This window comes from Streptomyces sp. NPDC058663 (assembly GCF_042716745.1).
GTDB lineage: Bacteria > Actinomycetota > Actinomycetes > Streptomycetales > Streptomycetaceae > Streptomyces.
Window position 1 is genome coordinate 1 of sequence record NZ_JBHXRV010000019.1, and the last position, 20,240, is coordinate 20,240.

Consider the following 20,240-nt stretch of genomic DNA (forward strand, 5'->3'; position numbering starts at 1 on the left):
GCGGGGGGGCGCGCCCCGCCCGGGGCCCCCCCCCCGGCGGGGGGGCGGGGGGGGTGGCCCGGCCCGGGGGCGGCCCCCGGGCCGCGGCCCCCGGGTGGGGCCCCCGGGCCGCCCGCCGCTCGGGCGGTCAGCCCCGTACCGGCAGCCCCTCAAGCCGCCAGGTGCCCGGGTCCATGGCCCGCTTGGCCTCGCCCGCCCGCGCCAGTTCCGGGTAGCGCCGGAGCAGCCCGCCCACCGCCACCTCGGTCTGGATGCGGGCCACCGAGGCCCCCAGGCAGAAGTGGGAGCCGTGGCCGAAGCCCAGGTGCGGTGCGGAGCCCGCCGCCCGGCGTACGTCCAGGGTCTGTGGCGAGGCGTACACCCGGGGATCGCGGTTGGCCGAGGCCACGACCGCCGTCACCGCCTCTCCCTCGGCCACCCGCACGCCGTGCAGCTCCAGGTCCTCGGTCGCGTACCTCGGGATGGTGAGGATCGTCGGCCCCGCCAGCCGGCCGATCTCCTCCATCGCCCCGGGCAGCAGGGCCGGGTCCGCCCGCAGGGCGGCCAGTTCGGCGGGGTGGGCCAGCAGCGCGTCGACCGCGTTGGCCACCAGTGGTGTGGGGGACTGCCCCGCCATCACCAGGTGCCACACCAGTGTCACCAGCTCGACGTCGCTCAGCCGGTCCCCGTCCTCGTCCCGCACCCGGATCAGCTCGGTGAGCAGGTCGTCGCCGGGTTCGCGGCGGCGCAGCTCGACCGTCTCGCGCGCGCCCCGGACGATCCCGGGAATTGCCGCGGCGAAGTCGGCGCCCACGCCGGACACGACGGTCGCCCCGTACTCCCGCCACTGCGGCCGGAGCTCCTCGGGGACGCCCACCCACTCGCAGATGACGTCCATCGGCAGGTGCAGGGCGAAGTGCCGCAGCAGGTCTGCCGAGCCGTCGCCGGACACCGCCATGTGCGCGTCCAGTGCGTCCAGGAGCCGCTCGACGACCGCTTCGATACGGGGCCGGAAGGCGGCGGCCCGCCGGGCGCTGAAGGCGGGAGCGACCAGGCGGCGCAGCCGCTGGTGCTCGGGGCCGTTCATCTCCGCCATGGTCCGCAGGTACGGAAGACAGTCCTCCGGCACCTCCGGCCGCATGAAACTGTCGCTGCGGATCTCGAAGCGCGGGTCACTCAGCATCTCCCGGGCCTGTGCGTACCGGGTGAGGGCCCACATTCCGCCGAACCCGGGGGCCACCAGCCTGGCCACCGGCCCCTGTTCACGGGCACGGCCGTAGACCCCGAAGGGGTCGCGGATCAACTCCGGGTCGGAGAGCTGTATCTCCGGCACGTTCCCTCGGCTCTCGTGTACCTCGGGGGTGCGCCCCTCGTTCTCCGGGACGTGCCCCTGGTTCTCTGCCTGCACGAGTGCCTCCCATGGGAATGATGTAACCACATGATGCCATCATCTGGATGCCCTGAGTATCTTGAATGTGCGGTGCCACCCACGACAGGAGCGACATGAGCCGGACCAGGGCCGAAGTGCAGGAATTCAATCGGCGGAAAGTTCTTGAGGCAGCGCGCGAGGAGTTCGGCGAACTCGGTTTCCGGGATGCCAAGATCGACCGGATCGCCGAGCGGGCGGGCCTCACCCGGGGCGCCGTCTACTCCAACTTCCCCGGCAAGCGCGCCCTCTATTTCGCGGTCCTCGCCGATCTGGCCGTGAACTCTCCGGCGCCCCCTCCCCCGTCGCCCGTGAGCACCGTCCACGAGGCGCTCGGCGCGCTCGCCAGGGCGCGGGTGTCACGGTTCCCGCTGTCCGGGGCGGCGGAGCCCGAGGACCGGCTGGCGATGGACCTGCCGTCGGTCGTGCTCGCCGACGCCCGTACCAGGCAGCCGTACGGCCAGTTGCTCAAGCTGAACGCGCTGCTGCTCGGGCTGGCGCTGGAGGGCCTGGCCGGCGGGCGGGCGGCCGATGGCGGGCGCGGTGGCGGTGGCAGACCTGGCGGCGGGCCGGGGCGTCTGGTCCCGCTCGCCGAGACGGTGCTGACTCTGCTGCACGGGGCGGACCAACTGGCCGCCGCCGCACCGGGGTTCGTCGACCCGTTCCAGACGGTGGCCGCCTGCGAACAGCTCGCCGGGCTCGCCCCCGACGGCGCCTGGGCGCCGCCGCACCTGCCGTATGTCTCCAAGGCGCGGCCCGTCGACGAGGAGTGGGCGCCGCCGCCCGCGACGGACGCCCTGCTCGCAGAGCCGGTGCGGCTCGCGGACGACGCGGTGCTTGTGGTGCTGGGGCTGCACCGGCTTGAGGCAGTCGAGGAGGCGGTACGGGCGGCTCCGCCGGGTGTCGCGGTCACCGCCGTCCTGGTCACGGGCGAACCGGGTGAACTGGGGCCGCTGGCCCGGCTGACGGTGGCCGAGCTGGCGGCGGGGCTGCGCCGGGCGTTCCCCCGTGGTGCGTGGCCCCGGGTGGGGGTCGCCCACGACGAGTCGGGATTGCTGGCCGCCGCGGCCGGAGTGTCGGCGGTGAGCGACGCGACCGAGGTGGCGGTGCGGATCGAGGACGGGCGGATCGTGGCGCGGGCCGAGGGCCGGGGAGCGGGTCACGCGGCGGCGACGGCAGTCTGAGGGGGCGCCGGGGGCGCGAAGCGGTGGGGCGCGGGTGGTGTCTCCTTGTGCCCACTGGTGCTCGCCTGCCTGGACACAGCGGGGGGCCCGCTCGCGGTAGCGGCCCACCGCGGGAGGACCGGGTCACGGCGGGAGCGGACCGCAGCGGGAGGGCCGGGTCACGGCGGGAGCGGACCGCAGCGGGAGGGCCGGAGTCACCGCGGGAGCGGGACGCCGCGGGAGGGCCGACCCGCCGCGAGGGCCGACCCGCCGGGAGGGCCGGAACACCGCGGGAGGACCGGGTCAGCGTGGGTCGTCCGGCGGGTCGGAGGGCTGCGGGATGCTGAGGGCCGCCGCGCGGGGCTTCCCCCCGCCCGGCTCCTGCCCGGGACCGCCGCCGACGGGCTCGTGGCCGGCTTGTGGGGGCACGGTGGCCGGCCGCCCGGTCCCCGGACCCTCCAATGAGGCCGCGGGCTGCCGCCACGTCGTGACGAAGGCCGTCACCGCCAGCCAGAACGACGTCGGCAGGAACACCAGGTCGCCCACGATGGTGATCGCCGAGAACATCGGCAGCGCCATCAGCAGACCGATGCCCACGTGCGTGCTCAGCATCACGACGAGGATCACGTACTTCAGTTGGCGGTTGAACACCAGGGCGGCAAAGAGGACTTGGGAGAACACCGTGACGTACGCCATGACCGCCGTGAACGTCCCGTGGCTGACGATCCACGCCGACAGCTCGGGGAAGGCGGAGAAGTCGTCGCTCATCATCGAGTAGTAGAGCGCCGAGCCGTCCCGCCACGACGCACCCTGGATCTTGTACATGGCGGCCGAGGTGTAGATGACCATCACCTGCAGGGCGATGACACCGAGGCCCGCGTTGTGCAGCAGGGTCACCGCACGGCGGCGCAGTTCTTCGGTCTCCTCGCCCCAGAAGACGTACCGGCTCGGGGCGTTGCCCCGCCGGGCCCGGCGGCGGGCGTCGAGCGACCAGCGGCGGCCGGAGGCGACGAAGACGAGGTAGTTGGCGAACAGGAGGCTGAGCAGTGCCCAGCCGCTGTTGGCTTGCGAACCGCGGATGTAGAAGGCGACCACGACGAAGACGAAGAGCGGAGCCACGGCCCGGGTCCGCCAGCCCAGTGCGTACAGCGCGCCGACCACGAGGGCGAAGGCGTACCAGGCGGAGAACACCAGGGAACTGTCGGTGGAGAGCAGCCCGTACCACCAGCCGAACGCCCCGTCCCAGCCGCGCGCCCTGAGCGTTTCGGCGAAGAGTTCGGGGGTGAGGGGCGAGGCGGGCCCCCACAGGCGGCTCGCGTGCGGGAGTTCGCGCAGCAGGTGCACGACGTACAGGCCGGCCAGCCCGATGCGCAGGGCGGCCGCACTGTAGAGGGAGAGGGGCCGCAGGGTGAGGTCGCGCAGGGCGCCGGTCAGGCGCGCGGCGCACGCGCCGGCTCCGCCCGCGCCGAGAGCGAGGGCCTGGCGGGCGGTCATGGGGCCACCGTCCAGAAGCCGAGCGTGCGGTAGGTGGGCCGATGGGTGACGCCGGGGGCGTCGGGGGCGGGAATCCGGGTGGAGCGGGTGCGGAGCTCGACGACGTCGCCCACCGGCTTCCCCATGGCGTCGAGGCGGACGCGGACGACGTTCAGGAGGTAGCGGGCGTTGCGGCTGCGGGCGGCGTCGGCCGCCGGGGACCGGTCCTGGTTGCGCGCGCTCGTCTGGTACTGGGAGACCGCGCGGCGCAGCACCAGCTGGTCCTCGATGCTGGGGAGCAGGTCACCCCGGTAGCGGGAGTTGTCGTTCGCCGTGAGGTCCGTCCACTCGCCGAACGTCCCGTCGACCCGGGAGCGGACCTCCAGGTGGAGGTTGTAGCGGGAGGGGTCGGGGGCGAAGATGTTCCAGTCCTGCGGGAACATCGGCCGCATCCACCAGTCGGTCTGCTTGGCGTACGTCCTGGAGGGCGGGAAGTCCGTCGCGACGTACAGCAGCAGCATGGCGGAGTGGACCAGAGCGAGGAGCGCGACCAGGGCGAGGGCGGTACGGGAGAGAGAGCGGCGGAGTCCGGTGAGCGGGATGCCCCGGGGTGCGAGGGGGTCCGGCGGGGGTATGGCGGACTGGGCCACGGTGTGTTCCTCCTGTGCCACGGGGTTGTGCCTCGGGGCACGCATCGGTCACGACGGGCCCCAGAGTAACGGGCGTCCCCCGGGGGCCCCGCCACGTGCCTGAGGTGCATGCCCGGTGTGGGCCACCCGCGTGCTCGAGGTGCGTGCCCGGTGGGCTACAGGGGCCGCAGGCGGTAGTTCCGTCCGGCTCGGGTCGGCAGGGTGAGCAGGCCGTTCCTCGCGGTGTACGTGGTGGGGTCCGCGCCCGTGCGCAGTACACGGACCCTGCCGGTCAGGGAGGGGTGGCGCAGTTTCGCCGTGGTGCCGCTGCCGGAGTGCAGGCGAATCTCGGTGGGGCGCCCCTTCCGCCAGGTGACGCCGACGGTGAAGTCGCCCCGGGCGCGCAGCCCGTCGTACGAGCCCCGGGCGGACCAGGCGCCGGGCAGGGCGGGCAGCACGTGGACGGTGCCGTGCCTGCTCTGGAGGAGCATCTCGGCGATGCCCGCGGTGGCGCCGAAGTTGCCGTCGATCTGGAATGGCGGGTGGGTGTCCCACAGGTTGGGCAGGGTGGAGGACTTGAGCTGTTCGCCGAGCATCTTCGCGGCGTGGTCGCCGTCGCCGAGCAGCGCCCAGAAGTTGATCTTCCATGCCTTGCTCCAGCCGGTGCCGCCGTCACCGCGTGCGGTGAGCGAGACCTCGGCGGCTTCGGCGTACGCAGAGCCCGGGGTGATCCGGCGGCCCGGGTGCAGGGCGAACAGGTGCGAGACGTGCCGGTGGGTGTTGGCGGGGTCGTCGATGTCGGCCTTCCACTCCTGGAGCTGGCCCCACTTGCCGATCCGCAGCCCGGTGTCGAGCCGGGCGAGGGTGTCCTTGAGCTGCTGTCTCAGCTCCGGGTCCACCCGCAGGATTCCGGCGGCCTCCGCGGTGTTGGTGAAGAGGTCGAAGACGATCTGCTGGGGCAGGGAGGCACCGGCGGTGAACTCGCCCTGCTCGGGCGAGTAGCTCGGGGAGACGACGAGCTTTCCGTCGCGCGGGTCGGTGTGCAGGCCGGCCAGCCAGAAGCGGGCGGCCTCCTTCATCACCGGGTAGGCGCGGTCGCGCAGGAAGGTCCGGTCGAGGCCGAACAGATAGCGCTCGTAGAGCTGTTGGACGAGCCAGCCGCCCGCCTCGGGCATCCAGAAGGAGGTGGCCCAGTCGTGGACGCCGGTGTAGCCGAAGGTGTTGGTGTTCTGGTGGACGACCCAGCCCTCGGCCGCCCCGAACATCTCCCTGGCGGTCCTGCGGCCGGGGGCGCGCAGGGCGTCCACGAAGGCGTGGTGCGGTTCGGTGGTCTCGGCGAGGTGGGTGGTCTCGGCGGGCCAGTAGTTCATCTGGATGTTGATGTTGGTGTGGTAATCGGCGTTCCAGGGCGGGTTGTTGGACTGGTTCCAGACGCCCTGGAGGTTGGCGGGGAGCGATCCCGGCCGGGAGGAGGCGATGAGGAGGTAGCGGCCGTAGCGGAAGAAGAGGGCTTCCAGGGCGCGGTCGGCGGGCGCGGCCGGGTCGGCCCGGTAGGAGGCGAGGAGCCGGTCGGTGGGGATGCCCGCGGGCATCTCCTGGCCGATGTCGAGGGCGACCCGGTCGTACAGCGCGCGGTGGTCGGCGAGGTGGGCCGCGCGCAGCCGCTCGTACGGCAGGTCCGCGGCGCGGGTCACGTCGGCGCTGACGCGGGGGTGCGGGTCGGAGCCCCGGTAGGCGGGGTGGTGCTGGGCGTAGTCGGTGCCGGCGGAGAAGACGAGGGTGGCGCTGTCGGCGCCGGTGACGGTGATCCGGCCTTCGCTCTCGGTGCGGGTGCCGCCGCGGGTGGTGACCTGCACCTGGCCCTCGTAGCGCAGACCGTTGTCGGTGAGGGCGCCGGCGACGGTGAGGCGGCCCTGTGCCGCCGTGGTGGTGGCGCCGTTCTGGGCGGAGTCGATGCGCAGGGTGAAGGAGACCTTGCCGGGCCGGTCCGCGCTCAGGCGTCCGGCGACGACCCTGCCGGGGTGGCTCGCGAAGTACTCGCGGGTGTGGGTGACCCCGTCGGCATCGCGGTAACTCACGCCTGCTACGGCGTTGTTGAGGTCCAGATGGCGGCGGTAGGCGGTGGGGGTGGCGGGGGCCGCTGGGAACTCAAGGACGAGCGAGCCGAAGTTCTGGTAGTTGCCGAAGCCGGGGACGACTCCGGCCGGGGTGGAGTAGGCGGGGTTGCCGAGGCGCCCGGCGACCTCGGCCGGGTCCATCGACCCCTTCTCGTCGATGATCCTGCGGACCTCGTCGAGGGCGCCGGGGCGGGGGGCCGGCCAGTTGCCGTGGTCGTAGCCCTCCTTGCTGCCGGGGCCGCCGGTCCACAGCGACTTCTCGTTGAGCTGGAGCCGTTCGGTGGCGACGCCGCCGAAGACCATGGCACCGAGGGCGCCGCAGCCGATCGGCAGGGCTTCCCGCTCCCAGTCGCGGGCGGGTGCGTCGTACCAGAGGGTGTGGCCGTCGCCTGGGGCCGGCACGAGCGGGCCGGGCGGCGGAGCGAGTGGGCCGTGCGGGGCAGCGGCTGCCGCCGGGGCGTGGGACAGGGCGGCAGTCGTGGCGAGCGCCGCGGACAGGCCGAGTGCTTGGCGCCGGGACGGCGTCATGAACGGTCCCTCCAGAGGTCGGATCAATCCTGGGGGAAATATAGAGGTGGCGAAGGCGAGAGACCATGGGGCAGCTGTCTTGACAGCCCTCCGATCGCATTGATCGGAGGTCCTGACAGGCCGACGTCTCCGCTCTGGGCGAGGTCTACTGTCGGGACCCATGAGCACCGTGCAACGCCCCACCCACACCTCCCCCCCTGACGACACTCCCGCCCGCACCTCCCCCACCCCCAACTGCCTCACCGGCGTCGGCATGATCGTCGTCGATGCCACGGGCCGGGTTTTGTTGGGGCTGGGCCACAACGGCAACTGGGAGCTTCCGGGCGGCAAGGTGGACGCGGGCGAGAGTTTCGAGGCGGCGGGCGTGCGCGAGCTAAAGGAGGAGACCGGCCTGTTGGCACCCGCAGGGTCCGTACGGGTGGTGGCACTGCTGATGGATTACGCGTACGACCTGAACCGGGTGACCGCGGCCGCGGTCACGGAGGCGGCCGAGGGAACGGCCCGCGTCACCGAACCGGACAAGATCGTGCGGTGGGCCTGGTTCGTCCCCGAGGAGCTTCCGGCGGCTCTGTTCGTCCCGTCGGCGGCCGTCCTGCGAGCCTGGCGGCCCGAACTGCCTCTGCCGCAGACCGCGTCGCACTGCTACCGGCTGGCCGACTGAGCGACCCGTATCGGCCAACTCCCTTTGTGCCGCCCGCACTTGCGCACACGTATGACTTCCGCGCCGGGCGGGGCCGCCTTATGCTCCTGCGACTCACGTTGCGTTACCACTGGTAAGGGGCTGGGCACATGGACCGTTCGGACAGCACTCCCACGCACGCTCCCGCAAGCATCACGTCGCACACCTCGTCAGGCACTTCTCCAGGCACCTCTTCCGCAGGCGCGTCCTCTGCTTCCCGGCGTACGTTCGTGGCGGGTGCGGCGGCGCTCGGCGGGGGCGCCGCACTCGGCGTGCTCCCGGCCGCAGGGGCCGCGCACGCCGCCGCACCCGCCGCTCCACCCGTACGGCCCGCAGCCGCCGCCGGCCGGTCCGTCGCCGTACTGGGAGGCGGCGTCGCGGGGCTCACCGCCGCGCACGAGCTGGCCGAACGCGGCTTCCAGGTCACGGTTTACGAGAGACGCGCACTGGGCGGCAAGGCCCGCAGCATGGACGTACCCGGCAGCGCGAAGGGCAGCCGCCGGCCGCTGCCCGCCGAACACGGCTTCCGCTTCATCCCCGGCATCTACCACAACCTCCCCGACACCATGCGCCGCATCCCCTTCCCCGGGAACGCGAACGGCGTGTGGGACAACCTGGTGGCACCGCCCGAGATGATGTTCGCGCGCTCGGGCGGCCGCGAAGACCTGCGGATGCCGATCCCGTGGCCGGGCCACCAGCCGGCCGGACTCGACCTCGACGACGTCCGGCGCATGCTCACCGGCCTGCTGGAAACGGCCCTGAACCTCCCGCTGCACGAGATCACGTACTTCGTGAACCGCGCACTCGTCTTCCTGACCAGCTGCGACGAACGCCGCGACAGCACGTGGGAGAAGACCCCCTGGTGGGAATTCGTCCGGGCGGCCCGCATGTCGAAGGAGTACCAGCGCATTCTGGCGGTCGGCATCACCCGCAACATCGTCGCGACGAAGGCGGAGGAGGCAAGCACCCGTACGGTCGGCACCCTGGGCGAGGCGTTCGTCTTCAACGCGTTGGGACAGGGCGCGGACGGGCCGCCCGACCGCATCCTCAACGCGCCCACGAACGAGGCGTGGATCGACCCGTGGGTGACCCGTCTGAGGGCGCTGGGTGTGGACTTCAGGATCGGCTGGACCGTGCGTGAGCTGCGCACGGCGGGCGGCCGGATCAGCGCGGCGGTGATCGAGGACCCGGCGGGGGTCCGGCAGTCGGTGGTCGCCGACCACTACGTCTCGGCGATGCCGGTGGAGCACGCACGACGCACCTGGAACGCCGACATGCGGTCCCTGGACCCGCAGCTGGCGCGAGCGGACAAGCTGGAGACGGACTGGATGACGGGTATCCAGTTCTATCTGACCGAGCGGCCGAAGATGGTCGACGGGCATGTGAACCTCATCGACTCACCGTGGTCCCTGACCGGCATCGCCCAGGCCGGCCACTGGCCGGGCCGCAACTTCCCGGCGGACTACGGCGACGGCGTCGCGGTGGACTGTCTGTCGGTGGACATCTCCGAGTGGGACAAGCCGGGGATCCTGTACGGGAAGACGGCGAAGCAGTGCACGCGGGAGGAGGTGGCGAAGGAGGTCTGGGCACAGCTGAAGGCCGCGCTCAACGACACCGGGAAAACGGTCCTGCGGGACAGCGCACTGCACTCGTGGTTCCTGGACCCGGGCGTGGACGGCCTCGGCACGCCGAACCCCACCAATGAGGACGAGCTGCTGATCCACCCGGTGGGCACCCTGCACAACCGCCCCTCGGCTGCCACGGCCATCCCCAACTTCTATTTGGCGGGCGACTACGTCGCCGTGGACATCGACCTGGCCACGATGGAGGGCGCCAACGCGTCGGCGAGGGCGGCGGTCAACGCGCTGCTGGAGAGGGCGGGGTCGGACGCGCCCCGGGTCACGGTGCGGGGGATGCACAAGATCCCCGCCATCGAAACGCTGAAGCGGCACGACAGGACGCGGTGGCGGCTGGGGCTGCGGAACGCGCTGGACGTGGGGTAGGGCAGTCGGGGCGCGGACCGGGGGCGGCCCCGGCCCGCGCAGCCCTGGCTCAGCCCTGGTCCGCGCCGTAGACCCGTGTCCTGAAGCTCGCGGTGTATATCTCGTCCTGCTCCAGGAACCGCAACGCCGGGCCTGCCGAGGCGTCCATCACCCACTGGCGCACATCCGACACCGCCCTGGTCGAGCTGCCGAACGCGTGCAGCGCGCGGACGAGAGCGGTCACCAGCGCCCACACCTCGGCGGTGGGAGTCCCTTGACCGTCTCCGCCCGCCTCGTCGAGTCTGTCCACCGCGATTCTTGCCATCGTCTCTCCCAGCTCGCCCGGCGCCGCGGAGATCGCGGCCAGCAGCACCTCGCCGACCACCTCGACCGGCAGCCGGGACGCGTCCGTGCGCAGCTGGGCCAGCACCAGCGCGACGGCACGGTGTCGGAAGCCCTCGTCGAGTTGCCGGGCGTGTTGCAGGAGGTGGGTGCACCGACGGTAGTGCCCGGCCAGTTCCGCCTCCGGTGCACCCAGAGCGCTGCGGAGCCAGAGCTCCGTCAGATCGTGCGCGTACGAGGTGGCGGTGCCGCCCCGCGCTTCACCGACGAAGCTCGTGACCGCCGCCCCCAAGTGCCGGAACATCGGGTCCAGGGCGTGCCGGACGATCGAGTCGTTTGTTCCGCCCGCGACCCCCATCTTGTGCTGGATCTCGTACCAGTACGTCCGTGACCACGAGCGCTCCTGCTCGTAGGTGTCGCTGCCCGGCGGGTGGCGGAACAGCCAGTAGGGGTCGATGTCCTGCGCGACGAACTCGTCGGCGGTCCGCCGCTCCACCGTCAGCTCACGGCGCCCGTCCGCCCACCCGCGCCGGACCTCCAGCGCGAGAGCGAAGTCCGTCCACTCCTGTTCCGTCAGCGCGGATCGCCAGAGCTGGGTCCTGTGCCACCAGATGCCCGCCGGATCGGCCGCATCCGGGAAGAGCCGGCTCGCGGTGACGCTCCCCCGCAGCAGCACGGTCATCAGGATGAGGTTCGCCTCGTACTTGCCGTGCCGGGCGGCCGTCGCCCGCCGGATCGGCCGGTAGTCGGCGTACTGGTGCCCGCCGCGCTCGCGGGCGTCCTCCATCACCGTGACGAGCAGGTCGGCAAGGCGTTCCCGGTCGCTCGCAGGCAGCCGCGCCAGCCGCGCTTCGACGAAACGCAGCATCTGCCGTGAGGCCAGCAGGTTGTACGACAGCAGCGCGTACAGCAGGTCGTCGTCGACGCTCACCCGGCCCAGCGCCAGGGCGGGGCGCTGCCCGAGCAGTCCGGCCAGGACCTGTACGGCGAGCCGGGCGGCCAGGTACTCGCCGAAGGTGGCGTGCAGGAACTCGTAGGTGACGAGCTGGTGTTCGTCCCTGAGCGCCTGGGCCCGCTGCACGAAGAAGAACCGGCCGAGGGCGATCTCGGCCTGGCCGAGCGGGGCCCTGAAGTCGGCGGACCTGAGGTCGGGGCGGCCGAGGAGGGCGGCGAGGTCCTGGTCGAGTTCGTCGGCGGTGATCCACTGGCGGCGGCGGTTGAGGATGCCGAAGGCGATGAGGGACAGGCGCTGGAGTTCGCGTTCGGTGTGGGCCGCCAGCAGTCTTTCGTCCAGCCCCTCGCCCGACTTGCCTATCTCGCGGACCGCGAAGGAGGTCAGCAGTTCCTCGTAGAGGTCCGCGGCGCCCAGCGGTTCGCCGCTGCCGGAGTCCTGCTGGAGTGCGTTGCCGGTCGCGTCGTAGAGGGCGAGCATCAGCAGGAGCAGCGGCTGCGAGGCCAGTTCGCTGTGCCGTCCTGCCACCTCGGCGGAGAGCGGGCGCAGGCCCTGGGCGGTGAAGTGGGGGGCGTTGAGCTCGTTCCAGACGTCGAGCCAGCGCACGACGTGCGGCTCGCGGAAGGGTTCCAGGCGCAGGGCGACCGTGCCTTCGGGGCAGCGGGCCCGGTCGGCTACGGCGGTCCTGCTGGTGACGAGGGCGTACACGGGCCGGCCCTGGTCGGCCTCGCGCTGCTGGAACCTGGCCACCCGCAGCAGGTAGTCGGTCTGGCTGACGCCGGTCGCCTGCAGCAGTTCGTCGAAACCGTCGAACAGCAGCACCGGCACCGCGCCCGCGGCCGAGCGCACCAGTTCCGGCCAGGAGACCCGCTCACCGGTGGCCAGCCGTACGGCGTGCTCGATCTGGTCCTGTACGTCGTCCTCGGCGCGGATCTCGCGCAGGATGATCCGCACCGGCAGGAACCCGGTACCGGGCAGCCGGGAGGCGAGGATCTTCGTCAGGACCGACTTGCCCGCGCCGGGCTGGCCCAGCACCAGCAGCGGCGTGACCGTGGACCCGAGGGAGGTCAGGGACGCGGCGAGGAACTCGGTGAGGTCGGAGCGCACGGGCACGTCGTCCCACCACTCCTCCCCGGCGGGGCCGCTGTTCTCGCCCAGTACCCGGGCGACCCGGAAGTCGGGGTCGACATAGCCCTCGATGAGGGTCGGCAGGGTGAGGCCGCTGGGGGCCTTGCCCTCGGACAGGATCGCCCTGTCCAGGGCGGCCCGGTATCCGGCGGTGAGCCCGGCCGCGGCGTGGCCCGGCTCCGGCACGGCGGCGAGGCCGGAGAGAGCGATGCGGATGCCGTCCAGGGAGCGGCGCACCTCGTGCCGGGTGGCCTGGTGCTCCACCTGTCCGGACCAGAAGCCGAATTCGGGGACCTCGAGGGCGAGTTGGGCGAACAGTTCCTGGTAGCGCTCCACCGCTCGCCGGTCGAGGCTGCGGACCGTCCGTTCCGCCTGTGACCGTTCGCTCTCGCCCAGCCCTTCCCAGACCGCCAGGCCGAGCAGGAACTCCCACAGCCTGTGTTCGAGGTTCCCGTACCACCCGTACAGCTCGCGCAGGGTGTCCTCGAAGGGCTGCGCGGGGCTGGGCTGCGGGACGGCCGCGGCCAGCAGCGACCGTACGAAGGCGTCCGCCGCGTCGCCGCCGGCGAGGGTGACCTGCTCGCCGCGGGTCAGCTCCAGCTCCCCCAGGCCGAAGGGGAGATCGGCTTCCGCGACCGCCTCGAAGAACGCCACGATCACCAGCACCGCATGCGCGGCCGCGACCTTCTCGGTGCGCTCGGCACGCTCGGCCGACCCGAGCCGGTCCCGCAGGCCGCTGAGCGCGTCCCTGCCGGTGCGCAGCAACCGCCCCTGCGCCCCCAGCAGGCCCAGGACCGCGTCGCTCGTCCCCCCGGTGGCCACGGACAACGCGCCGCCCAGCGCCCGGTCCGCCGTCGCCAGCGCCTCGCTGTCGCCGCCCAGGACCGCCACCGCGTCCCGGTAACTCAGAAGTCGTCGTCCCCGCATGGTCAAGATGTAGCACGCGGCACTGTCAGAGCCGCCCCGCCTCCACAATTCGCTTGAGGAATCGCTGTGTTCGCGCCTCCTGCGGCGCCCCGAACACCTCCGCCGGGGTGCCTCGCTCGCACACGACGCCCGCGTCCAGGAAGCACACCTGGTCGGCGACCTCGCGGGCGAAGCCCATCTCGTGGGTGGCGAGCACCATCGTCATGCCCTCGTCCTTCAGGTCGCGGACCACGCTGAGCACCTCCCCCACCAGCTCGGGGTCGAGCGCCGCCGTGATCTCGTCCAGGAGCAGCAGCCGCGGGCGTACCGCCAGTGCGCGGACGATCGCCGCCCGTTGCTGCTGGCCGCCGCTCAGCCGGTCGGGGTACGAGGAGGCCTTGTCGCTGAGTCCCAGCCGCGCCAGCAGCTCCCGTGCCCGTTCCTCGGCCTCCTCCTTCGATGTCCCGTGCACCCGGCGCGGGGCCAGTGTGATGTTGTCGAGCACCGTCATGTGCGGGAAGAGGTTGTACGCCTGGAAGACCACGCCGATCCGGCGGCGTACCGTGTCGGGGTCCACCCGGGGGTCGGTGATGTCCTCGCCGTCCAGGAAGATCGCCCCGTCGTCGATCTCCTCCAGCAGGTTCACGCAGCGCAGCAGCGTGGACTTGCCGGATCCTGACGCGCCGATGAGGGCCGTGACGGTGTGCGGGGCGACCTCCAGGTCCACGTCGCGCAGCACGACGGTGTCCTTGCCGTACGTCTTGCGGACGGACTCCAGCCGCAGCACGGGGCTGTCGCTCATACCGTTCCTCCCTGTGCCCGCTGTTTGTCCATCCGTGCCGTCACCCAGTCCGTGAAGCGGGTCATCGGGATCGTCAGGGCGACGAAGACGAGTCCCGCGACGATGTAGGGCGTGTAGTTGAAGTCGCGGCTGGCGATGATCTGGGCCGCGTACACGGCGTCGACCGCGCCCGCGATCGAGACGAGGCCGGTGTCCTTCTGGAGCGACACCAGGTCGTTGAGGAGCGGGGGGACCACTCGGCGCACCGCCTGCGGGAGCACGACGTGGCGCAGGGTCTGCCGGTTGGAGAGACCCAGGGAGCGGGCCGCCGCGCGCTGCGAGGGGTGGACTGACTCGATGCCCGCACGGAAGACCTCCGCCACGTACGCCGAGTACGTCAGGGTCAGCGCGACCCCGCCCAGGACCACCGGGTCCGTGGTGACGCCCGTCAGGCGCAGTGCGGGGACGCCGAAGACCACGATCAGCAGGTTGATGATCAGCGGCAGCCCGCGGAAGAAGTCCGTGTACGCGGTCGCCAGTGCCCGTACGGGGAAGAACGCCGGGCCGCGCAGGGTGCGCGCGACGGCGAGCAGCATGCCGAGGACCAGCACACAGGCCCCGCACACCGCGAGCAGCCGCAGGTTGAGCCACAGGCCCTCCATGACCTCGGGGAACGCCTTGGCGGCGAAGGCCGGGTCGAAGAAGGTCTCGCGGGTGCGCTGCCAGCCCGGCGAGTTGACGATGACGACGTACAGCACCGCCGCCGTGACAAGGGTGCTGATCGCGGCGATGGCGGTGGCGCGGCGGGTGCGGGTGCGCTTGAAGCGTTCGCGGGCGAGGCGCCGGGCAGAGGGAACGTAGCCGTCGCCGGCCGTGCCCTGCGCGTCCCCCTTCACCGGCGTGGTGTCCTGGACCGTCACTTCAGCACCGGTGCGTCGACCGCGTCCGCCAGCCACTGCTTCTCCAGCTTCGCCAGCGTGCCGTCCTTGCGCAGCGCGTCGACGGCGCCGCTGACGCAGGGGGTGAGGGCGCTGCCCTTGTCGAGTACGGCGCCGAACTGTTCCGCCTTGCCGAGGGTGTCGGCGAACTGGCCGATCACCGCGGCCTCGGGCACTTCGGCGCCGGTGATGTAGAAGGCGGTGGGGAGGTCGACGACGATGCCGTCCACCTGGCCGTTCTTGAGTGCGGCCTTGGCGAGGTCGTTCTTCTGGTAGACGGCCGGCTTCTCGGCCGGCTTGATCACCTCGTTGATGACGTCGAGGCTCGTCGTGCCGACCTGGGCGCCGAGCTTGACGTCCTTGAGGTCGGCGACGGTCTTGGCCTTCGCCGCCTTGGAGTTCTTGAGGGCGACGACCGTCTGGCGTACGTCGTAGTAGCCGGAGGAGAAGTCGACGGCCTTCTTGCGCTGCTCGCTGATGGAGATCTGGTTGAGGTCGAGGTCGAACTTCTTCTCGCCGGGGGCGAAGGCGTTGTTGAACGCGACCGTCTGCCAGACGACGTCCTGCTTCTTGAAGCCGAGCTTCCCGGCGATCGCGTAGGCGACGGCGGACTCGTAGCCCTGGCCGTTGTCGGGCTTGTCGTCCTTGAACCAGGGGGCGTAGGCGGGCTTGTCGGTGCCCACGGTCAGCTTTCCTGCGGTCTCGGTGGGCAGTTTGCCCTGCTCGCAGGAGCCGCCCTTGGCCGCGGAGGCTCCCGGCGACGCACCGGCCGCCGGCTCCGGCTGGGGAGCACAGCCGGCCGCGAACACGGCGGAGACGACGACGGCGAGGGCGCTCGCGCCACGGCCGAAGGAGTGGGAAACGCGGCGCACGGGGCGGCTGGAGAAGGCAGGAAGCATGGCGCGAGAGTGGCAGTGAGCAGGCACTTTTGTCCACGTCGAATCGGTGTTCGTCCGCATCCTGGAATCTGTTGCGGGACGGTGAATTTTCCGCAGAATCCAGTGTCTTCGACCTCCCCTGCCGCAACTCGGGCCTCTTTACGCCCAGTTGGCGCCGCTCGTACGATCCCGCCCATGCGACTCAAGCGATCCTCGCGCACAGGGCAGAGATCCGCACTCCTCACCGTGGCCGGCGCACTCCTCGCCGCGGTCCTCACCCCGCCGGCGGCGGCAGCACCCCCGGGGCCCCCGGGACCGGACGCGCTCCGCGCACCCGCCGGTGCCACCGTCGTCCCGGTCCAGACGACGGGGCCCGCCGACAAGCGCTTCAACCTGGTCGTCCTCGGCGACGGCTACACCGCCGCCGAGATCCCCGAGTTCCGGGCCGACGTCGAGAAGCACATGAACGTGCTGTGGAGCATCGAGCCCTTCGCCTCCTACCGCTCCTACATCAACGTCTGGGCCGTCGAGATGCCGTCCCCGGAGTCCGGCGTCGACTGCGACCCGGGGCTGTCCGACGCCCGCCGCGACACCCCGCTGGACATGGCGTTCTGGGGCGGCTGCAACGCACAGAGCGTGCAGCGGCTGCTGACGGTCGACACGAAGAAGGCGAGCGCCGCCGCCGACCTCGTCACCGGTACCAGGAGCGCCAACCGGCAGATCGTCGCGCTCGCCAACAGTGAGACGTACGGCGGTGCGGGCGGCTCCTGGGCCACCGCGTCCGGCGGCAACGCGCTGTCCGCCCTGATCACCCCGCACGAGATAGGCCACTCGCTGGGCGGGCTCGCCGACGAGTACGACTACTACGGGCGCGGCGTGCCCGGCGGAACGTACACGGGCGGCGAGCCGGACTCCGTCCACCACACCCTCCTCAGCGAGAAGGAGATGCGGGCCGGGCAGCGCAAGTGGTGGCGCTGGCTGGGCGAGGAGAGCCTCTCCGGCGGGAGGATCGGACGCCACGAGGGCGGGCTGTACTCCACCAAGGGCGTCTGGCGGCCCAGCAGGCACTCCATGATGAAGACCCTCGGCTACGACTTCGACCAGGTGGAGCGCGAGGTGATGACCCGGGCCATCGCCGGCAAGGTGAATCTGGTGCAGGACCACACCCCGAACACCGCCCCCCTCGGCACCGACCGCACCGCGTGGGTCGACACCCTGCACCCGGTGGGCGGCGCGCTCGATGTGACGTGGAAGCTGGACGGGAAGACCGTGCCGAGGACGTTCGGTTCGCGCAGCCTGGACCTGAAGCGGCTGCACGTGGGCGGGGGCGCGCACACGCTCACCGCGACCGTCACGGATCCGACCGAGTTCGTACGGGACCCCGGGGTGCGCGGCTCGCAGGCCCTCACCCGTACCGTTTCCTGGACGGTCGACCGGTCCGTCACGACACCTCGGCAGCCGTCCCGTGAGGCCGGGTTCACCGGGCACACCGGTACGGACAGGCCGGTCGGCGCCAAGTCCGTGGTGTACGCCGACACCTCGCACCCGGCGACCGGCCGCAGCCCCCAGGTGCGGTGGACCCTCAACGGGTGGCCCGTCGCCACGAGCCTCGGCAACGACCGTGACCTCGACTTGGGCAGGCTCCCGCTGCCGGCCGGACGCACGCACACCCTGAAGGCCCGGATCACCGGTACCTCGCAGTCCCTGACCTGGACCGTCGACGCGACCGCGGCGAAGAGTTCGTACGAGCTGTCGAAGCCGGTGCGGACCGTGCACCGGCCGGGGAAGCCCGTGGAGTACGTCCAAGACGGCCCGTTCACCATGAAGCTGACCGCGAAGGACGACCAGCGGGGGTCGGTGGTCTCGCAGTTCCGGGTGAACGGAGACGGCTGGTACACCTACTACGGCTGGCCGACGGACGCGGACAAGCCCTGGCTGTTCACCCCGTCCGGCACGGACGTCGACGGGCTCGTCTACGGAAAGCTGGGGACGCCACGGGTGGTGCCGTGGGACGACGCGACCCCTGAGTACCGGACGCACACCGTCGAACACCGCACGATCGACGCGGCGGGGAACGTCGGACCCGCAGAGAAGTTCCTGGTCACACTGGTGCCGCCCCGGACCTAGGCGCTGCCGCTCGTTTTGTGCACGGCCGATGATCTTCCATAGGATCCGGCGATGATCACACGGAAACGACTGGCGGCCGGAGCGTGCGGCGCACTGCTCGCCGCTCTGGCCGCCGGGCTGCTCCCTTCGCCGGCCCTCGCCGACGACGGGCCGGACACCGGCGAGGACGCCCCGCAGGAATCCCCCAAGATCGAGCTGGTGCTGGACGTCAGCGGTTCGATGCGGGCCAGGGACATCGACGGGCAGTCCCGGATGGCCGCGGCGAAGCAGGCCTTCAACGACGTCCTGGACGCCACACCCGAGGAAGTACGGCTCGGCATACGCACGCTGGGCGCCGACTACGCGGGCGACGACAAGAAGCGCGGCTGCGAGGACACCCGGCAGCTGTACCCGGTCGGCAAGCTGAACCGCACCGAGGCCAAGGCCGCTGTCGCCACCCTCGCCCCCACCGGGTTCACCCCGGTCGGCCCCGCACTGCTCGGCGCGGCGAAGGACCTGGAGGGAGGTGACGCGACCCGCCGGATCGTGCTGATCACGGACGGGGAGGACACCTGCGGTCCGCTCGACCCGTGCGTCGTGGCGCGCGAGATCGCCGCCAAGGGCACCCATCTGGTGATCGACACCCTCGGTCTGGTGCCGAACGCGAAGATCCGCCAGCAGCTGACCTGTATCGCCGAGGCCACCGGCGGCACCTACACCGCGGTGCAGCACAAGGACCAGCTCTCCCGGCGCGTCAAACAGTTGGTGGACCGGGCCGCCGACCCGGTCGTCACGCCGGTCGCCACCAGGGGCGGCGCGGCGTGCGAGGACGCGCCGGAGCTGCGTGCCGGTCTCTACACCGACCGGGAGAGGTTCGGTGAGCACCGCTGGTACCGGGTCCAGGTCCGGGCGGGGCAGGAGCTGCGCGCGGCGGTGAGCATCGGCGCGGACCGGGCCGTCCACAACGACTACGGCGTGCTGCTGCGGGCGTCCACCAGGAGCGGCCGCGAGATCGTGCGCGGTCAGGAGTCGGGGGACGGCCGTACGGACGTGATCTCGTCCGGGCTGCGCTACCCGAAGGCGGAAGTGGCCGCGGTGAAGGGGCAGGACGAGGCGCCGGCGGAGACGGTGTGTCTGCGGGTGAGCAGTTCGTTCTCGGCGCCGCCGGGGGTGAGGACGGAGCCCGGCATGCCCGTCGAGCTCGCGATCGACCTGGTCGACGCGCCGGAGGGGGCCTCGGACGTGGCGTCGTTCGGGCTCGGGCGCGGCTGGTGGCTGCTGGGCGTGCTGACGCTGACCGGTCTCCTCGCGGGTCTGGTCGTCGGCTGGCTCTCGCGCTGGCGCGTTGCGGTCTGGAGGACCAACTGATGCGTACCACACGTGTACTGACGGGCGCGCTGCTCGCGGCCGCCGCGCTGTTCGGCACGGCCCCGGCGGCGGTGGCCGGCCCGGCGCCGTCGAGCCGGGGCAGCTCGCCACCGCGGGCGCCTCCACCGGTGACTACCTGTACTGGGTGTTCCCCGCGGACGCCGGACAGGACGCCACGGTGACGGCCAGGGTCGTGCTCCCGGAGTCCGCGCAGCGGCACGGCCCGCAGACCTGGCGGCTCGATGTGTACGACGGGCTGCGCCGCCGCCAGGCGTGCACCTACGGCTCCTCGTCGGCGGCCGCCCCGAAGGAGGCCGCGGACCTCACGCTGACCTGCCACCTGCGGACCGTACGGAGCTGGGCGGAGCAGTCGTCCAACGACCCGCTGCCGGGCTCCTACTTCGTACGTCTGACGGTGACCTCGCTCGCCGACGACGACCTGGGCCTGCCGGTACGCACGGAGATGCGGGCGGCCGTGCGCGAGGTGGGCGGCTCGAAGGCCGTCGACGGGACGCTGGCGGCGCCGCTGGTACCGGGCGCCACCACCCCGGACAAGGAGGACGCGGGCCATCCGCCCCGGCAGGCGTCGGCGGCTGCCGCCCCCGAGGGCGGCTGGGCGTCGGGGAACTGGTCCGACCGGTGGCTCTGGACGGCGGGCGGCGCGGTGCTCGCGGTGCTGGCGGGACTCGCGGGCTTCACGCTGACCCGGGGTGCGGGGCGGCCCCCGCACGTGCCGCCGGGGATGTAGCGAGGGGGGTTGGGGGGGCGCGCGAGGCGGGGGGGGGGCGCCACCCCGCCAGCGGCCGGGGGGGGGGGGGGGGTTGGTGGGGCCGCACGGGGGGCCTAGAGAGGCGGCTAGCCGGGG

General features: G+C 72.2%; 13 protein-coding genes and 1 pseudogene. 6 read left to right on the plus strand and 8 right to left on the minus strand.

Features of this window, described 5'->3' with window-relative positions:
- Positions 1–127: 127 nt before the first annotated feature.
- Complete coding sequence (locus ACFWVV_RS15840; RefSeq protein ID WP_384358562.1) at positions 128–1,387, minus strand: cytochrome P450; 1,260 nt, start codon at positions 1,385–1,387, stop codon at positions 128–130.
- 95 nt (positions 1,388–1,482) lie between these two features.
- Here ACFWVV_RS15840 and ACFWVV_RS15845 point away from each other — a divergent pair, with 95 nt between their 5' ends.
- Positions 1,483–2,589: a TetR/AcrR family transcriptional regulator gene (locus tag ACFWVV_RS15845; RefSeq protein WP_384358564.1), complete on the plus strand. Its 1,107-nt coding sequence runs from the start codon at positions 1,483–1,485 to the stop codon at positions 2,587–2,589.
- Positions 2,590–2,871: 282 nt separating this feature from the next.
- Here the strand turns inward: ACFWVV_RS15845 and ACFWVV_RS15850 are convergent, their stop codons facing one another.
- The 3 genes from ACFWVV_RS15850 to ACFWVV_RS15860 form a co-directional block, all read right to left on the minus strand.
- Positions 2,872–4,062 (minus strand): HTTM domain-containing protein, encoded by a 1,191-nt coding sequence (locus ACFWVV_RS15850; protein ID WP_384358566.1) that lies wholly within the window; start codon positions 4,060–4,062, stop codon positions 2,872–2,874.
- Positions 4,059–4,691 carry a DUF5819 family protein gene (locus ACFWVV_RS15855; RefSeq protein WP_384358568.1) on the minus strand — a complete coding sequence of 211 codons (633 nt, stop codon included), beginning with the start codon at positions 4,689–4,691 and terminating at the stop codon, positions 4,059–4,061. Before ACFWVV_RS15855 ends, ACFWVV_RS15850 begins: the two co-directional genes overlap by 4 nt.
- 155 nt (positions 4,692–4,846) lie before the next feature.
- On the minus strand, positions 4,847–7,315 hold the full coding sequence (locus tag ACFWVV_RS15860; RefSeq protein WP_384358570.1) for a glycoside hydrolase N-terminal domain-containing protein: 2,469 nt from the start codon (positions 7,313–7,315) through the stop codon (positions 4,847–4,849).
- Positions 7,316–7,475: 160 nt separating this feature from the next.
- Between ACFWVV_RS15860 and ACFWVV_RS15865 the strand changes: the two genes are divergently transcribed.
- Complete coding sequence (locus tag ACFWVV_RS15865) at positions 7,476–7,976, plus strand: NUDIX hydrolase (RefSeq protein ID WP_384358572.1); 501 nt, start codon at positions 7,476–7,478, stop codon at positions 7,974–7,976.
- A 248-nt stretch (positions 7,977–8,224) separates the two neighbouring features.
- Positions 8,225–9,997, plus strand: coding sequence for an FAD-dependent oxidoreductase (locus tag ACFWVV_RS15870; protein ID WP_384358574.1), 1,773 nt, complete (start codon positions 8,225–8,227; stop codon positions 9,995–9,997).
- 49 nt (positions 9,998–10,046) lie between these two features.
- Here ACFWVV_RS15870 and ACFWVV_RS15875 read toward each other — a convergent pair whose 3' ends face one another.
- The 4 genes from ACFWVV_RS15875 to ACFWVV_RS15890 are packed head-to-tail and all read right to left on the minus strand — an operon-like array spanning position 10,047 to position 15,922.
- On the minus strand, positions 10,047–13,325 hold the full coding sequence (locus ACFWVV_RS15875) for an NACHT domain-containing protein (protein WP_384358576.1): 3,279 nt from the start codon (positions 13,323–13,325) through the stop codon (positions 10,047–10,049).
- A 25-nt stretch (positions 13,326–13,350) separates the two neighbouring features.
- Positions 13,351–14,106 (minus strand): amino acid ABC transporter ATP-binding protein, encoded by a 756-nt coding sequence (locus ACFWVV_RS15880; RefSeq protein ID WP_384358578.1) that lies wholly within the window; start codon positions 14,104–14,106, stop codon positions 13,351–13,353.
- Positions 14,103–15,005, minus strand: coding sequence for an amino acid ABC transporter permease (locus tag ACFWVV_RS15885; RefSeq protein ID WP_384358580.1), 903 nt, complete (start codon positions 15,003–15,005; stop codon positions 14,103–14,105). The genes ACFWVV_RS15880 and ACFWVV_RS15885 overlap by 4 nt, the downstream gene beginning before the upstream one ends.
- Positions 15,002–15,922 (minus strand): ABC transporter substrate-binding protein, encoded by a 921-nt coding sequence (locus ACFWVV_RS15890; protein WP_384358582.1) that lies wholly within the window; start codon positions 15,920–15,922, stop codon positions 15,002–15,004. The genes ACFWVV_RS15885 and ACFWVV_RS15890 overlap by 4 nt, the downstream gene beginning before the upstream one ends.
- 174 nt (positions 15,923–16,096) lie before the next feature.
- Between ACFWVV_RS15890 and ACFWVV_RS15895 the strand changes: the two genes are divergently transcribed.
- From ACFWVV_RS15895 to ACFWVV_RS15905, 3 genes and pseudogenes are all read left to right on the plus strand, one after another.
- Entirely contained in the window at positions 16,097–18,028 is a 1,932-nt protein-coding gene (locus ACFWVV_RS15895) for a M64 family metallopeptidase (RefSeq protein ID WP_384358584.1), read from the plus strand.
- Between the two features lie 51 nt (positions 18,029–18,079).
- Positions 18,080–19,375, plus strand: a complete 1,296-nt coding sequence (locus ACFWVV_RS15900; RefSeq protein WP_384358586.1) for a VWA domain-containing protein — start codon at positions 18,080–18,082, stop codon at positions 19,373–19,375.
- Positions 19,375–20,123 (plus strand): annotated as a pseudogene (locus tag ACFWVV_RS15905) (hypothetical protein). The gene ACFWVV_RS15900 and the pseudogene ACFWVV_RS15905 overlap by 1 nt, the downstream one beginning before the upstream one ends.
- The last annotated feature ends 117 nt before the right edge of the window (positions 20,124–20,240 follow it).

Coding starts and splice junctions, on each gene's coding strand:
- ACFWVV_RS15860 (WP_384358570.1), bottom strand. CDS start 7,315: ATGACGCCGTCCCGGCGCCAAGCACTCGGCCTGTCCGCGGCGCTCGCC.
- ACFWVV_RS15875 (WP_384358576.1), bottom strand. CDS start 13,325: ATGCGGGGACGACGACTTCTGAGTTACCGGGACGCGGTGGCGGTCCTG.
- ACFWVV_RS15895 (WP_384358584.1), top strand. CDS start 16,097: ATGCGACTCAAGCGATCCTCGCGCACAGGGCAGAGATCCGCACTCCTC.
- ACFWVV_RS15890 (WP_384358582.1), bottom strand. CDS start 15,922: ATGCTTCCTGCCTTCTCCAGCCGCCCCGTGCGCCGCGTTTCCCACTCC.
- ACFWVV_RS15900 (WP_384358586.1), top strand. CDS start 18,080: ATGATCACACGGAAACGACTGGCGGCCGGAGCGTGCGGCGCACTGCTC.
- ACFWVV_RS15880 (WP_384358578.1), bottom strand. CDS start 14,106: ATGAGCGACAGCCCCGTGCTGCGGCTGGAGTCCGTCCGCAAGACGTAC.
- ACFWVV_RS15850 (WP_384358566.1), bottom strand. CDS start 4,062: ATGACCGCCCGCCAGGCCCTCGCTCTCGGCGCGGGCGGAGCCGGCGCG.
- ACFWVV_RS15845 (WP_384358564.1), top strand. CDS start 1,483: ATGAGCCGGACCAGGGCCGAAGTGCAGGAATTCAATCGGCGGAAAGTT.
- ACFWVV_RS15865 (WP_384358572.1), top strand. CDS start 7,476: ATGAGCACCGTGCAACGCCCCACCCACACCTCCCCCCCTGACGACACT.